This is a genomic window from Actinomyces sp. ZJ308 (genome assembly GCF_011752065.1).
In the GTDB taxonomy this organism is placed as follows: Bacteria; Actinomycetota; Actinomycetes; order Actinomycetales; family Actinomycetaceae; genus Actinomyces.
In genome coordinates this window covers 19,656-32,674 of the sequence record NZ_JAAIJY010000034.1, presented here as the reverse complement: position 1 = coordinate 32,674, position 13,019 = coordinate 19,656, and the positions used below count along the sequence as shown (strand labels likewise).

General features: G+C 68.6%; 13 protein-coding genes. 5 read left to right on the top strand and 8 right to left on the bottom strand.

The features are described from left to right. Positions 1-239: 239 nt before the first annotated feature. The 5 genes from HCR68_RS12260 to HCR68_RS12240 are packed head-to-tail and all read right to left on the bottom strand — an operon-like array spanning position 240 to position 4,810. Positions 240-1,163, bottom strand: a complete 924-nt coding sequence (locus HCR68_RS12260) for a type II secretion system F family protein (RefSeq protein WP_167149878.1) — start codon at positions 1,161-1,163, stop codon at positions 240-242. Continuing rightward, positions 1,160-2,035, bottom strand: coding sequence for a type II secretion system F family protein (locus tag HCR68_RS12255; protein ID WP_167149877.1), 876 nt, complete (start codon positions 2,033-2,035; stop codon positions 1,160-1,162). Before HCR68_RS12255 ends, HCR68_RS12260 begins: the two co-directional genes overlap by 4 nt. Next, a complete protein-coding gene (locus HCR68_RS12250; protein ID WP_167149875.1) occupies positions 2,032-3,348 on the bottom strand; it encodes an ATPase, T2SS/T4P/T4SS family in 1,317 nt (438 codons plus the stop codon). Before HCR68_RS12250 ends, HCR68_RS12255 begins: the two co-directional genes overlap by 4 nt. Then, a complete protein-coding gene (locus HCR68_RS12245) occupies positions 3,345-4,103 on the bottom strand; it encodes a hypothetical protein (protein WP_167149873.1) in 759 nt (252 codons plus the stop codon). Before HCR68_RS12245 ends, HCR68_RS12250 begins: the two co-directional genes overlap by 4 nt. Continuing rightward, positions 4,103-4,810: an SAF domain-containing protein gene (locus HCR68_RS12240; protein ID WP_167149871.1), complete on the bottom strand. Its 708-nt coding sequence runs from the start codon at positions 4,808-4,810 to the stop codon at positions 4,103-4,105. Before HCR68_RS12240 ends, HCR68_RS12245 begins: the two co-directional genes overlap by 1 nt. A 242-nt stretch (positions 4,811-5,052) precedes the next feature. Between HCR68_RS12240 and HCR68_RS12235 the strand changes: the two genes are divergently transcribed. From HCR68_RS12235 to HCR68_RS12215, 5 genes are all read left to right on the top strand, one after another. After that, complete coding sequence (locus HCR68_RS12235; protein WP_167149869.1) at positions 5,053-5,346, top strand: hypothetical protein; 294 nt, start codon at positions 5,053-5,055, stop codon at positions 5,344-5,346. Between the two features lie 652 nt (positions 5,347-5,998). Further along, positions 5,999-6,568 (top strand): hypothetical protein, encoded by a 570-nt coding sequence (locus HCR68_RS12230; RefSeq protein ID WP_243859093.1) that lies wholly within the window; start codon positions 5,999-6,001, stop codon positions 6,566-6,568. A 174-nt stretch (positions 6,569-6,742) separates the two neighbouring features. Continuing rightward, a complete protein-coding gene (locus tag HCR68_RS14480; protein WP_167149867.1) occupies positions 6,743-7,669 on the top strand; it encodes a hypothetical protein in 927 nt (308 codons plus the stop codon). A 323-nt stretch (positions 7,670-7,992) separates the two neighbouring features. After that, a complete protein-coding gene (locus HCR68_RS12220) occupies positions 7,993-8,556 on the top strand; it encodes a hypothetical protein (RefSeq protein WP_243859092.1) in 564 nt (187 codons plus the stop codon). Positions 8,557-8,729: 173 nt separating this feature from the next. Further along, positions 8,730-9,614, top strand: a complete 885-nt coding sequence (locus HCR68_RS12215) for a hypothetical protein (protein ID WP_347878333.1) — start codon at positions 8,730-8,732, stop codon at positions 9,612-9,614. 26 nt (positions 9,615-9,640) lie between these two features. Here the strand turns inward: HCR68_RS12215 and HCR68_RS12210 are convergent, their stop codons facing one another. The 3 genes from HCR68_RS12210 to HCR68_RS12200 all read right to left on the bottom strand — a co-directional run bounded on the left by HCR68_RS12210 (position 9,641) and on the right by HCR68_RS12200 (position 12,775). Continuing rightward, positions 9,641-10,897 (bottom strand): NADH:flavin oxidoreductase/NADH oxidase family protein, encoded by a 1,257-nt coding sequence (locus HCR68_RS12210; RefSeq protein WP_167149864.1) that lies wholly within the window; start codon positions 10,895-10,897, stop codon positions 9,641-9,643. Positions 10,898-11,139: 242 nt separating this feature from the next. Next, complete coding sequence (locus HCR68_RS12205; RefSeq protein WP_167149862.1) at positions 11,140-11,874, bottom strand: glutamine amidotransferase; 735 nt, start codon at positions 11,872-11,874, stop codon at positions 11,140-11,142. Between the two features lie 67 nt (positions 11,875-11,941). Continuing rightward, on the bottom strand, positions 11,942-12,775 hold the full coding sequence (locus HCR68_RS12200; RefSeq protein WP_167149860.1) for a purine-nucleoside phosphorylase: 834 nt from the start codon (positions 12,773-12,775) through the stop codon (positions 11,942-11,944). Positions 12,776-13,019 lie beyond the last annotated feature (244 nt).

The following is a 13,019-nucleotide window of genomic DNA, read 5'->3' as shown; positions in this document are numbered from 1 at the left end:
GCACCCCCGCCGAGCACGAAGCCGCCTGGGCCCCCGACACCCACCGCCAGGAACAACTACAACCAGCCACCACCACATCCAGCTAAACCAGCCTCCACAAAACCCGGGGCTTGACAGGTTGTTCAGGGGATGGACGGTGGATCGTCGCAGACGTACTCAGTCAAGCGACCGGTTGAAAGGCAGTCAACTGGTTCGAGGGAGTTCTCCGTTCCGAGGGCGGCTCATATGGGTCCCAGGGGCTACATGGATCCGATGATCCCGGTCAGGGCCGGGTAGACGAGGAAGACGATGAAGCCCATGGCGACGACGAGCTGGGCCACGAGCATGGACTCGGAGTTCTCCCCGGCCTTGCCCTCGGCGTCGGACAGGTCGCGTCGGCGCATGCTGGAGGCTCGGGCGCCCAGGGACTCGCGGATCTTGGCGCCGTCCTCGGCCACGAGCGCCAGGGCGGCGGACAGGTCGCGCAGCTCGTCGATGCGCAGCTGGGTACCCAGGCGGCCCAGGGCCGCCCAGGGCGTGTCCCCGCGCAGCCGGGCGATGTCGAGGGCGTCGCGAATGCGGATCATGGCAGGGTCGTCGGAGAGGCTGGAGGCGGCGTCGAGCGCCTCGGGAACACCGCGCCCCGCGGACAGTGACATGGCCACGAGGTCCAGGTAGGAGCCGACGACGTGGCGGAAGTCCCGGCGCGCCTCATCGGCCTCGCTGCGCAGACGCAGCGTGGGCAGCAGCAGGCCGGCCACGCCCAGGGCGATGCTCAGCAGCAGGGGCACGGACCATCCCAGGGGCGCCCCCATGACCTGCATGAGGCCGACGACGAGCAGCGGGGCGGCGAAGCCCCCCACTCCGAGGAAGACGGAGGTCACCATGTGGCGCTCCAGGGAGCGGCCCACCACCGCCAGGTCCCCGGTCAGGGAGGACAGGTCGATGCCGGTGCGCCGCACCAGGGCGGTGATGCGCAGGCTGAGGGTGTCCACCCACTCGGGGGTGTCGGCCTCGGAGGGGTTGAGGCGCCGCACGTCCTCGCGCATGCGACCCTCGTCGCGGCGGGTGTCCAGCTCGGCCAGGGCGGCGGCGGGCTGGGTGGCCGGGGGCGCCAGGATGAGGATGAGGGCGAAGAGGCCGGTTCCGCTGAGCGCCCCGCTGATGAGGATCCAGGTGATCATGCGTTCTCACCCCCGGGATGGGCGGAGACGGTCAGGAAGCGGCGCGGCAGCTGGACGCCGGCCAGGCGACGCATCCAGAGCATGCCGACGGCGAAGAGCAGGACGACGACGACCAGCACGAGCTGCCCCTGCACGCTGGAGTAGGGGGCCACGAAGCTCCGGTTGAAGATGGCCAGGCCCAGCATGACGGCGATGGAGAAGATGACGACGATCTGGGCCGAGCGTCGGGTGCCGGCACGGGAGGCGGAGACGCGCTGGCGCATGTCCAGCTCGGAGCGCGCCGTGTCCGCCAGGGCTCCGAGGAGCTGGCGCAGGCCGGGGCCCCGCAGGCGGGCGTTCATGATGAGTGCGGAGACGATGAGGTCGGCGGTGGGGTCGTCGAGGTCGTCGGCGAACTGGCGCAGCGCCGTCGGCAGGGGCACGCGCACGCGCATGCGGTCCGCCAGGAGGGCCAGGTCCTCGCGAAGGACCGGGGCGGCGGCGTAGACGGTGGCGGGGATGGCCTGCTCGAGGCCCACGGCCCCGGCGATGGTGTCCCGCAGTGACTCGGCCCAGGTGGCCAGGGCCTCGATCTTGGCGGCGGCGAGCTTCTCCTGCTTGGCCCCGCCGAACAGCAGCGGCCACACGAGGACGAGCACCCCGCCGGCGACGGCCAGGACGATCCAACGGGTCAGCAGCAGGATGCCGAGGCCGACGACGAGGCAGGCGATGAGCCGCCCGGAGAGCCCCTTGAGGCTGTCTCGCAGGGAGCCTGAGGAGCCGGGGCGGTCCGGGAGCATGTCGACGCCCATGAAGAAGCCGACCAGGAGGAAGAGTCCTCCCCCGATGAGCGCTCCGGCGAGGATGGCGACGGTCGCGGTGGCCTGGTTCATGCGTAACCACCCCTGTAGGCGGCGGCCGGGTCGTAGCCGGCATTGATGAGGTCGTTGACGCAGGAGATCGGTGCGGCCGGCTGTGCGGTGCCGGTCCCGTCGTCGACGAAGACCTCGCTGGACAGGACCCGTCCGTCAACGCCGTTGACCTCGCGTACGGAGGCGACGTAGCGGCGCAGTCCCCCGCCCTGGGAGAAACGGTTCTCGCGGGTCAGGAAGATGACGAAGTCGACGGCTCCGGCGATGAGGAGGTTGGTGGCGTCCTGGGGCAGGTGCTCGGCGGACTGGATGGCGTAGGTGGCGATGCGGTTGAACACCTCGGAGGAGGAGTTCGCGTGGATGGTGGACAGCGAGCCGTCGTTGCCCTGGCTCATGGCATTGAGCATGGTGACGATCTCGTCGCCGAGGACCTCGCCGACGATGACGCGCGAGGGGTTCATGCGCAGTGAGCGCCGCACCAGGTCCGCCATGGAGATCGCTCCGGAGCCCTCGGAGTTGGGCAGGCGCTCCTCGAAGGCCACGACGTTGGGGTGCAGGTCGGCGAACTCGCCCAGGCCCAGCTCCAGGGCGCGCTCCACCGTGATGAGGCGCTCCTCGGGCGGGATCTCGTTGGCCAGGGCGCGCAGGAACGTGGTCTTCCCGGCGTTCGTGGCGCCGGCGATCATGATGTTCTTGCGGGCCCGCACGGCCGCCGAGCAGAAGGCGGCCAGCCGCGGGGTGAGCGAGCCGAGCCGGACCAGCTCCTCCAGGCCCACCCGGTCCAGGCGGGCACGGCGCACCGAGATCGAGGGGCGCGAGCAGACCTCCATGACGGCGGACAGGCGCGAGCCGTCCGGCAGGCGCAGGTCCAGCTGGGGGTTGGCGGAGTCGAAGGGGCGTGAGGCCAGGCCCGAGTAGGAGCCGAGCACCTGGACGAGCTCGATGAGCTCCTCGTCGGACTCGGCCACGGGGGCTCCGCGCTCCTCACGGCCGTCGGCGTACTGGATGAAGACGTTGTCGTAGCCGTTGATGTCGATGTTCTCGACATCCTTGTTGTCCAGGAGGGGCTGGAGGCGGCCGACGCCGAAGAGCGCGGCGTGGATGCCCTGAGAGACCTCTTCCTCCTCCTGGGCGTTGAGTGGGCTGCGGCCGGCGGCGATCTCGGCGCGGGCGTGCTGCTCGAGCACACGGCCGATGAGGGCGCGGGCGAACTGGCGCTCGTCCTCCGGGGACATCGGGGGGATGCCGGAGGTGGCGTCGTCGCGGCGCTGCTGGGCGAGGAGGTCGGCCACCTCCTCGCGCATGTCGCGGACGAGTCCCTGGTCGACGCTCATGCGGCACCTCCATTGATGGCGGCGCCGGCGAGGGCGGTGGCCACGGTTCGGGCGGAGCGCACCAGGAGGGTGCGCCCCAGGGGGCGGGCGCGGCGGCCGGCGAGGGAATCGGCGGCGCTCTGATCGAGGGCCAGGACGCCGACGACGGGGACCTCCAGACCGCTGCCGCGCAGCAGGCGGGTGAGGTCGTCGGCCTCGTGGCGGGCCTTCCAGGGGGCGATGAGGAGGACGCCGAGGCGCACCCGCTCGGAGCGGCGGGAGGTCTCGGCGATGATCCAGGACAGGCGCTCGCGCAGGTGGCCGTAGTTCTCCACGCCGGGGCGCACCGCCACCAGGGCCATGTCGGAGGCCATGGCCACGCCCAGGCTCGGGGCTCCGGGAGAGAGCCGGCCGACGTCGGCGATGATGTCCCCCTGACGGTGCAGGCTGGTGGCCAGTGCGGACCAGCCCGCCCCGATGGCCGTGGCCTGGTCGGGGCGCGACAGGCCGACGAGGACCGGCAGGTCACCCTCGATGAGCGTGAGGTGGTCGCGCAGCGGTGCCGCCGGGTCGCGGCGGATGGCGGCGGCCAGGGAGACGACGCCGCGGTCGCTGTCCAGGGGGAGGCCGTCACGGGAGTGGGTGCGGTAGACCAGGTCGGATCCGGCGGGATCGAGCTCGGCCAGGACGGCGGGACGGGGCCAGACCGCGGCGAGTACGTGGGCGCTCGTCGAGGCGCCGGGCGACCCCTTCGCGGAGGCGATCGATATGAGCATCAGCTCTCCTTGATCGGCTGTCCGGTCGCGGTCAGGACGACGGCGATGGTCCCGTTGGCCGAGGAGCTGGCGAGCTTGGCGGCGTTCTTCTTGTCGACGATGACGGAGACGACGGCGCCGGAGGTCCAGTCCCCGTCCGTCCCGGAGGAGGGCTTGGCGGCGAGGACCTGGGCTCCCGAGACGATGACCTCCTGGGAGCCGATGTCGACGACGTCGACCATGTCCCCGGCCTCGAAGCCGCCGGCCGGGAAGCGACCGGCGTTGACGGAGACACCCACGACCTGAAGGTCGCCGCCAGGAACCGGGTTGGTGGCGAGCTGAGAGGTGTCCAGCAGCTGCCCCTTGGAGATCTCCACACGGGCGGCACGACCGACGACCTGGTCGATCTGATCGGCCCGCACGAGGGTGCTCAGGTCGGAGGACACCGAGGCGCTGACCAGATCCTCCTTGTTGATGACCTGCCCCGCCTTGATGGTGTCCTTGGCGGCCAGCATCTGAACCCGCTGGTCCAGGCGCATGGCCAGCAGGCCCGCGAGCAGGGCGCCGCCGACGATGAGGAGGACGGCCAGGGCCGCCAGGAGCGGCCTGCGCTCCCGGGGCGCGGAGGGCAGGTGGCCACTGGCATCCCGGGGCTTACGGGTGGGCTGGGACTGACCGGCGTCGTTCGTGCGACGCCGTGAGGAGCGTCCGTTCTGGGACAGTGCCATGGGGAGACCTCATGTCGAATCGGGTAGGGCAGCGACAGCACCGTAGCCTATCCGTGACCACTGCGGAGGGGTGAATGGCGCAGATCCGGAAGAAAGTCACATACGTCGTTATCCCCTTGCGATCAGATGAGGATCGTGAAAAGGTACTGGAAGCGACGGCCGTCACAGTCGCAATCACGTGAAGGACCTTCGGGCATTCTTCGAGTGACTCAATGAACCGATCGACGAGGAGGAACCTCAGTATGATTCAGGCAGACCTTGACACCCTCAAGACCCTTTACCAGACCCTCAAGGACGATGTCCAGCGCGCCGACGACATTCAGAAGCTGACCGACACCGCCCTCCAGAACGCTGTCTGGGAGAGCGCCAACGCCAAGATCTTCCGCGACGCCTGGACCGAGTTCAAGCCACAGCTCATCAAGTTCGAGCAGGCCTTCGCCACCGCCGCGACCGACGTGGCCAACAACTACAACAACAACGTTGACGCCAATGGTGAGAACCTCGAGCACCTCACTCCCGTCGAGGCGATCGCCTGAGCGATCTTACTGTCACTTAGGGGCCTGGAGCAGCAGCGCTGTTCCAGGCCCCTTCGCATTGCCGTCGTCGCACGCCCCCTCCCGACGCTACACCCCTACGCCGCAGGCGACAGACGCCGCGACGACATGCGCCCGACACGGCCAGGACGAGCACAATCTTTCGGTCGTGAGAAATATCAACAGGTCCGATAACTCGCCACCTCACCCTCAAATAACAAGGGTGCGGCGGTAAAATTTATGGTGCGTCCTTCACACCGACGTCGCCGCGGCCCCGCGATAGCGCGGCCGACCACACGCACCCCAGCACTTCCGGCTGGAGGCGCATGTTCGTCATTCAGAGACGCGAATCCTGGCACCACCATTCGCCTGCGGTGCGGCAATGCCGCGACTGAGGCTCAACGACGCCGTGACATTGCCGTGACACTCCTACGATTCGGCCGGTAGGGTCGGGGCGTTCGTGTTGTGCCGGGGTGTGGTCTCGGCCTGATCGTGGAAGGTCTACCCCATGAGTCATCCCCTGCCTCGCCAACACCGTCCCTTCAGTCGCTCTCGTCGTCTTGTCAGTGCGCTGGGGACGTGCATGCTCGCCGGGTCTCTGGCTTTGGCGGGATGCTCGTCGAACAGCTCGAAGGCCGGCGGCACCATCCCACCGGTGAGCAGCGCGGGCGCCGGCAGCGGCTCGACGGCGTCGGCGCCCGCCTCGGGCGGGGCGTCGGCCGGTGCGAGCAGCTCGGCGGGCTCGGGCCCGGTGACCGCCGAGTCCCTGTCCGACCCCGACCTGGGCTACACGGTGGTGTCCATCCCCGAGGGCCTGGACGCCACCCAGACCAAGATCCTCCAGGACTACATCGACTACGACAAGGCCACCTGGCGCCTCTGGTCAACCGGCGAGGGACTGGACGAAGCCCTCGCAAGGTCCACCGGAACGACACAGGAAGCAATTCAGAACAATGCTGCCAACATGAGTTCCTACGCCAAACCCCCCATTGCGATCGGCGTGAGTAACGTGGAGGCTGACGCAGACGGCCAGAGCGCCAGCGTATTCGTATGTTACGACCACACGAAGAGGACAGTGGTTGATTTCGACGGAAACGACATCACCAAAAAGGAGAAGCAAACTAAAAACGAGTATCTCATCACTTTAGCCAAAAACGATTCCGGGACATGGCTGGCTGAGAGTCAAACAACAGTATCCGTCAACCAGTGCGATACGAAGGGATAGAATATGAGCAACGCAAGAAACGCGGTATCAGGACTGTCATGCGTGCTGCTCGGACTATCCCTTCTTACCCCCGCAGCCCTCGCCGAAGAGCTTGGTGATGGGGCATCGGTGTCCGGTTCGGCCGAGGCTAGTGGTGATGGTGGCGGTCAAGTGACGATCTCTGTGACGTCCAGTATGACGACTGCTGGTTCCGGTGGAGGTGATGGTGGAGGGGTGACGTCGTCATCGTCGTCGAGCACTGAGGTGACAGTCAACCCGGTGTGCTACTACAAGGCCGGTAAGACCGGCACTGAGCAGGCCGAGCATATGGACAAGAACAAGGCTGCGGCAGCCGAGCGGGAGAAGAAGCAGAAGCAGAATCCTGACAGGAAGAACACCGGTGATGCGCTCGGTGGCATGAGGAATGGCATTGACGCATACCCCGACTACGAGTCCCACCGGGACGATAATGCCGGACGCTGGTACTACCGCTACTGCGACAGTAGCTTCTACGACCCGCAGAATCCCGATGACTTCAAGAACGAGCGGAAGGCGTTCTATTCGGCCAACCGTGAGCAGAACATCTGGGTGCCGGCCGGCCAGCAGGCCCCCAGGCCCTACATCTCCGGGGCCCGCCTGGCCAAGGTCGCCTGGCAGGCGGTGAAGATCCCCGCCCCGACGGTGGAGACCAACCCCAAGGTCGGCGAGCGGGGCGCCACCCTGGTGGGGATGGACACCTGGGTGTGGGCCACCGGGGACACCCCCACGAGTGTGACTGCTACGGCCACAACCGGTGAGACCACGGCAACGATCACCGCCGGCTCCTCGGGCCTCCAGCTGTCCGCCCCTGACGGCAAGGCCTCCTGCGCCGGCTTCGGTATCCCCTGGCACTCCGGCATGCCGGAAGGGTCAAGCCCCTGCACGATCTCCTTTACCCGCAGCTCGGCCCACCTGGGTGGCACCACGCCCCTGACGATCCAGGTGGCCTACTCCGCCTCCTACACCGCCACCGACGGGACCAGCGGCACCCTACCGGCCATCACCACCACCAACACCGTCAACCTCCCCGTCGCCGAGGTCCAGACCCTGAACACCAACAGCAACAACCCACGCCAGAACTGAACCGACCACGACCACACGCCTCCGGCCGGCGCGGGCAACATGCCTTGCACCGGCCGGAGGCGTCTGCGTTCGAAGATGTGCCGGTGACATTACCGGCGCTGGTGACATCACCACGACCGACCGGTAGGGTCGAAGCGGCTCCATTCCTTCGAAGCGCGCATCTCGACCCACCACGGAAGGCCCGCACCATGACTCGTCCACTGACTCCCCCGACCAGCCGTCGCCGTCTTGCCAGCGCACTGGGCGCGTGCCTACTCACCGGCTCCCTGGCCCTGGTGGGGTGCTCATCGAACAGCTCGAAGGCCGGCGGCACCATCCCACCGATGAGCAGCGCGAGCGCCAGTAGCAACTCGGCGACGTCCTCTGATGCTTCGGGCGGGGCGTCGGCCGATGCAAGCAGCGCGGCGGGCTCGGGCCCGGTGACCGCCGAGTCCCTGTCCGACCCCGACCTGGGCTACACGGTGGTGTCCATCCCCGAGGGCCTGGACGCCACCCAGACCAAGATCCTCCAGGACTACATCGCCTACGACAAGGCGACATGGAAACTGTGGTTCACCAATGAAGGGGTGGATGAAATATCATCGGTTGCCACTGGCGATGTCCTTGAGGAGATCACGACGAACGCGGAGAACAGGAATGGAGTTCGCGCCAAGCCTCCGATCAGGATCTCGGTTTCCGAAGTGACTATGGAATCATCAGATACTGCCAACGTGTCCGCCTGTGTTGACAGAACGAAGATGACTCGAGTCGACGCGCAAGGTAAAGACATCACTAAAGAGTCGGACCAGGTGCAAACGCCAGCCACCGTCAGGATGGTGAACGAGTCCGGTGGCGGCTGGTTGGCGGAGAATGAAGATGAAGGGGCGGCTAACTCGTGCTCAGTGTGAAGGAAACAATGGTGTCAGGCCGCCACGCGGCTCTGGTTCCCCTGTCGACGATGGTCGCATTGTCGTTGTCCTTCGGTTTTCTTTCCCCGTCCGCATCCGCAGCAAAAGAAGATACTCCGTCCGCTGCTGGCGCCAACGCTTCGAGTGATGGTGCTGGTGGTGGTGAGATCTCGGTGTCTGTGTCGGTGGAGTACTCGACTCCGGGCTCTGGCGGGGGCACGGTGGTGTCCTCCTCGTCGGCGTCGACGAGCGTGAAGCCGTCGTGCGGTTACACGCCCTACTTCACGGGCGCCGAGGCGGCGCAGAAGCTCGACGAGTGGAAGTCAACGAACTCCGGGGAGCAGAAGGGACGCAAACGAGCCCGCAACGCCGTGGTGGGGATGTACCCCAACTACGAGGAACACAAGGACGACACCGAGGGCCGCTGGTGGAAGCAGTACTGCGATGAGACGGCCTTCCCTGACCGGGACGCCTACCTGGAGGCCGACCAGACCTACCGTCGCAACAACCCCTCCCGCATCTGGGTACCGGCAGGACAGCCCGGGCCAGCCCCCTACGTCGCGGGCTCAACACTGGCCAGAGCCGCCTGGCAGGCCGTGCAGATCCCGGCCCCAACCGTGGAGACCAACCCCAAGGTCGGCGACCAGGGCGCCACCCTGGTGGGGATGGACACCTGGGTGTGGGCCACCGGGGACACCCCCACCAGCGTGACCGCCACCGCCAGCGCCGCCGGCACGACCGCCACAGTGACGGCCTCCTCGACCGGCCTGCAGCTGTCCGCCCCCGACGGCAAGGCCTCCTGCACCGGCTTCGGTGTTGCGTGGCACCAGGGGATGCCGGAGGGGTCAAGCCCCTGCACGATCTCCTTCAACCGCAGCTCGGCCCACCTGGGCGGCACCACGCCCCTGACGATCCAGGTGGCCTACTCCGCCTCCTACACCGCCACCGACGGGACCAGCGGCACCCTACCGGCCATCACCACCACCAACACCGTCAACCTCCCCGTCGCCGAGGTCCAGACCCTGAACACCAACAGCAACAACCCACGCCAGAACTGAACCGACCGCAGCATCGAAGGCCGTCGTCAGCCACGACGCCCCACCCGGCGGGGCATGAGCGCCCCAGGACCGTGGCGGCGCAGCGTGAAGGCGAGTGCCGCGAGCCCGTTGCCGTGGGCGGAGGCGTACCGGCCCTGGGCGAGCCGGTGCATCTGCATCTCGTACCAGCCGATGACCAGGACGCTGCCGAGCCTCTCATCCAGTGCCTTGACGCGCGTGGAGACGCGGGGAAGGTCGATCCGACGTCGGCCGGCGCCGTCGAGAATGCGCTGCGGCAGGTCCGGCATGAGGGCCAGGGGCCGCCCGATCCCCACGAGGTCGGTCAGCCCCTCGGTGACGGCCTCCTCCATCTCCGATGCCGAGCGGAATCCGCCGGTGAGCGCGACCGGCATGGAGACGAGCTCCTTGAGGCGGCGAGCGTAGTCGGCGAAGTAGACACCGCGACGGTGGTCCTCCACGCCGCTGTCGGCCTCCTCGAAGACCGGTTTGCGGTAGGTGCCGCCGGAGACCTCCAGGACGTCCACGCCGAGCTCGCACAGGCGGGCCGCGATCAGCAGCGACTCCTCCTGGGTCATGCCGCCGGGCTCGCCGTCGGAGGAGTTGAGCTTGACGGCGATGGGGAAGTCCGGCCCCAGCGTCTCCCGCATGCCCTGGTAGACCTCCACGAGGAAGCGCATGCGCCCCTGAAGGGAACCGCCGTACTCGTCGGTGCGGTGGTTGTCCACCGGGGAGAGGAACTGGCTGATGAGGTAACCGTGGGCGGCGTGGATCTCGACGCCGGTGAAGCCCGCCTTCTTGGCGATACGGGCGGTGGTGACGAAGCGGCGCACGATGTCACCGATCTCCTCGCGGCTGAGCTCCCTGGGCGGTGCGAAGAACTGCCCGTAGTCGCCGGCGCTGGGAATCTCGCTGGGGGCGACCGGGTGGCGGTTGACTGAACGGGGCGACTGCCTGCCGGGGTGGTTGATCTGCATCCACAGCTGGGTGCCATGGGCGGTTCCCGCCTGGGCCCAGCGCCGCAGCATGTCCAGGTGGGACTCGTCCTCGACGACGATGTTGCCCGGCTCTCCCAGGTGTCGGGAGTCGACCGCGACGTTGCCGGTCACGAGGATCCCGGCGCCGCCGTCGGCCCAGCGCCCGTAGAGGTCCACGATGTCCTGCGAGGGCCCCAGCTCGGGGGTTCCCAGGGCCTCGTGCATGGGCGCCTTGAAGAAGCGATTCTTCACGGTGACGCCGCAGGGCAGGGTGAGCGGCTCGGCGAGGACGGAGTTCGAGGCGGGCATCGGCATCCTTTCGTCGAAGCGTCGAAGTACTTTGACCTTTTGCCGCGGGGACGCTACCACGCCGCTTTCTCACCTGCCGTACTGCACGAGGTCCGGGTGCTACGGGCCCGGACTCGGGTGTACTCCACGAGAGGCGGGATCTCGTGCAGTGCGGTCAGCTCCTGGCCAGTACATCCCGAACCTCGTGGAGTGCGCCGGATACGCTCCTGGAGCCGGGGCCCGCCCCGGCCGCCCGGCGAAAGTCAGTCGCGGGCGTGGACGGAGACGAAGTTGGCCAGGAGCTTCCAGGAATCCGAGACGTCGTCGAGGCGCACCCGGGCCTGGAGCTCGGCGAGCTCGTCGTCGGCGAAGTAGCCGTGGCCGGAGTAGAAGCCGAGCCGGTGGGCGAGGTAGTCGCCGTCGAGCTCGGGGTGGAACTGGGTGGCGTAGAGGTTGTTCTTGATGCGGAACATCTGCACCGGGCAGGCCTCGCCGGTCCCCAGGACGACGGCGTGGGACGGCAGCGTCGTGACCGCCTCCTTGTGGGCGACGAAGGCCTGGAAGACCTTCGGGACGCCCGCGCAGATCGGGTCGGCCAGGCCGGCCTCGGTGAGGGTGACCTCGGGGGCGGTGACGGCCTCGCCGTAGGTCGTGTCGACGACGGCGCCCTGGTGGCAGGCGAGCGTGCCCACGCCGTAGCAGGCGCCGAAGAAGGGGAAGTCGGTCTCGACCATGCGGTCGAGCAGGCCGGAGAGCTCGGCCTCGACCCGCTTCTGGGTGTCGGACTTCCTCTCCGGCGGGGTGGAGGCGTTGAAGGGAGAGCCGCCCACGAGGATGCCGGACCAGTCGTCCAGATCGATCTGCGGCAGCGGCCGGGACTCCAGACGCAGTCGGACGAGCGTGGACTCGTCCAGGCCGGTGCGCTTGAGGAATGCCTCGTACTCGGCGTCGGCGGGCTCGTCGTCGCTGCGGGTGGCCAGGAAGAGGAAGGGTTTCACGGGATGACCTTAGCGGGGGCCGGCAGGCGGGGCAGCATCGTTTCTCACGCCGTTCCCAGAATCACGTTCAGGCGCCAGCCTGCAGGCTTCTGAGGACCTCCTCGACGGCGGCCAGGGTGACGCCGGAGGCCTGACGCAGGGAGAGCTGGGCCTGCCCGAGGTTCCCGCCGGCGGCAGGGGCGTCGAGGTAGGTCAGGGCCGAGACGGACACGCCCCGGGAGGCCAGGGCCATGGCCTCGGCGACGGAGTCGGTGACGGCGGCCTCGGCCCCCATGGCGGCCAGGACCCGGGACTCGGCCGGGCTCGGGCGCAGCGGGCCGGGGACGAGGGCGACGACGGCGCTGCCGCTCACGCCCCGCAGGCGCCCCAGACGCTCGGCGAGGGTCGCGTCCCAACTCGCCGAGACCATGCCGGTGGCCGGGAAGAGGGGGCCGCCGGAGAGATTGAGGTGGTCGGCCACGACGCGCACCTGGCCGGGAGCCGCGCCCCCGGCTCCTGCACTCGACGCGCCGCCGGAGCCGGCCAGCGGGGTGGCGCGGGTGATGAGCAGGGCGGCGCGCAGACGGGCGCCGCTGGCGATCCGGGCCAGCGCCGTCGTACTGCGGGCGGACTCGCCCTCGAACAGGCTGGTGCGGCCGCGGGCGACGAGGACGCCGAGGCCGCCGCGCTCGTAGGACATCAGGGCGTCCTCCTGGCCGGGGGCGCCCGGGGCGTGGACGCCGGGGAGGAAGGACAGGCGCACGCGGGCGGCGGGGCGGCCCCAGGCCTGGTCGAGGTCGCGCAGAAAGGCGGGTTCGGCGATGATGAGGAGGTCGTGGCGGGCACGGCCCGTGGCCAGGAGGATGGAGGCGCCGTCGGGGTCCTCGTCCCAGGTTCCTGGTGGGGCGGGCTGCTGTGCCATGGCTTCTCCTCGGGTGGGCCCGGGGCGGGCGGTAGGGCGGGGACGATGGCCGGCGTTGGGCGCCTGCCAGGGTGGGGCGAAGTCTACGCGAAGTCGCCGGGGCGTGCCGCCGCCCGGTCCAGCTCGCGAGAGGGGCGGCAGGCTCCGAGCAACCACCTCAAGGCACACGCCCCGTCGTGGTCGTACCGTAGGCCGCGCGTTCGAGGGGTAGAGGGTACGAACGCGCGACCTACCCTACGAACGC

What these genes read in the sequence shown, in the direction of transcription:
- HCR68_RS12255 (WP_167149877.1), bottom strand. Translation starts at nt 2,035, where the DNA reads ATGAACCAGGCCACCGCGACCGTCGCCATCCTCGCCGGAGCGCTCATC.
- HCR68_RS12260 (WP_167149878.1), bottom strand. Translation starts at nt 1,163, where the DNA reads ATGATCACCTGGATCCTCATCAGCGGGGCGCTCAGCGGAACCGGCCTC.
- HCR68_RS12235 (WP_167149869.1), top strand. Translation starts at nt 5,053, where the DNA reads ATGATTCAGGCAGACCTTGACACCCTCAAGACCCTTTACCAGACCCTC.
- HCR68_RS12240 (WP_167149871.1), bottom strand. Translation starts at nt 4,810, where the DNA reads ATGGCACTGTCCCAGAACGGACGCTCCTCACGGCGTCGCACGAACGAC.
- HCR68_RS12210 (WP_167149864.1), bottom strand. Translation starts at nt 10,897, where the DNA reads ATGCCCGCCTCGAACTCCGTCCTCGCCGAGCCGCTCACCCTGCCCTGC.
- HCR68_RS12245 (WP_167149873.1), bottom strand. Translation starts at nt 4,103, where the DNA reads ATGCTCATATCGATCGCCTCCGCGAAGGGGTCGCCCGGCGCCTCGACG.
- HCR68_RS12220 (WP_243859092.1), top strand. Translation starts at nt 7,993, where the DNA reads ATGAGCAGCGCGAGCGCCAGTAGCAACTCGGCGACGTCCTCTGATGCT.
- HCR68_RS14480 (WP_167149867.1), top strand. Translation starts at nt 6,743, where the DNA reads ATGACGACTGCTGGTTCCGGTGGAGGTGATGGTGGAGGGGTGACGTCG.
- HCR68_RS12250 (WP_167149875.1), bottom strand. Translation starts at nt 3,348, where the DNA reads ATGAGCGTCGACCAGGGACTCGTCCGCGACATGCGCGAGGAGGTGGCC.
- HCR68_RS12200 (WP_167149860.1), bottom strand. Translation starts at nt 12,775, where the DNA reads ATGGCACAGCAGCCCGCCCCACCAGGAACCTGGGACGAGGACCCCGAC.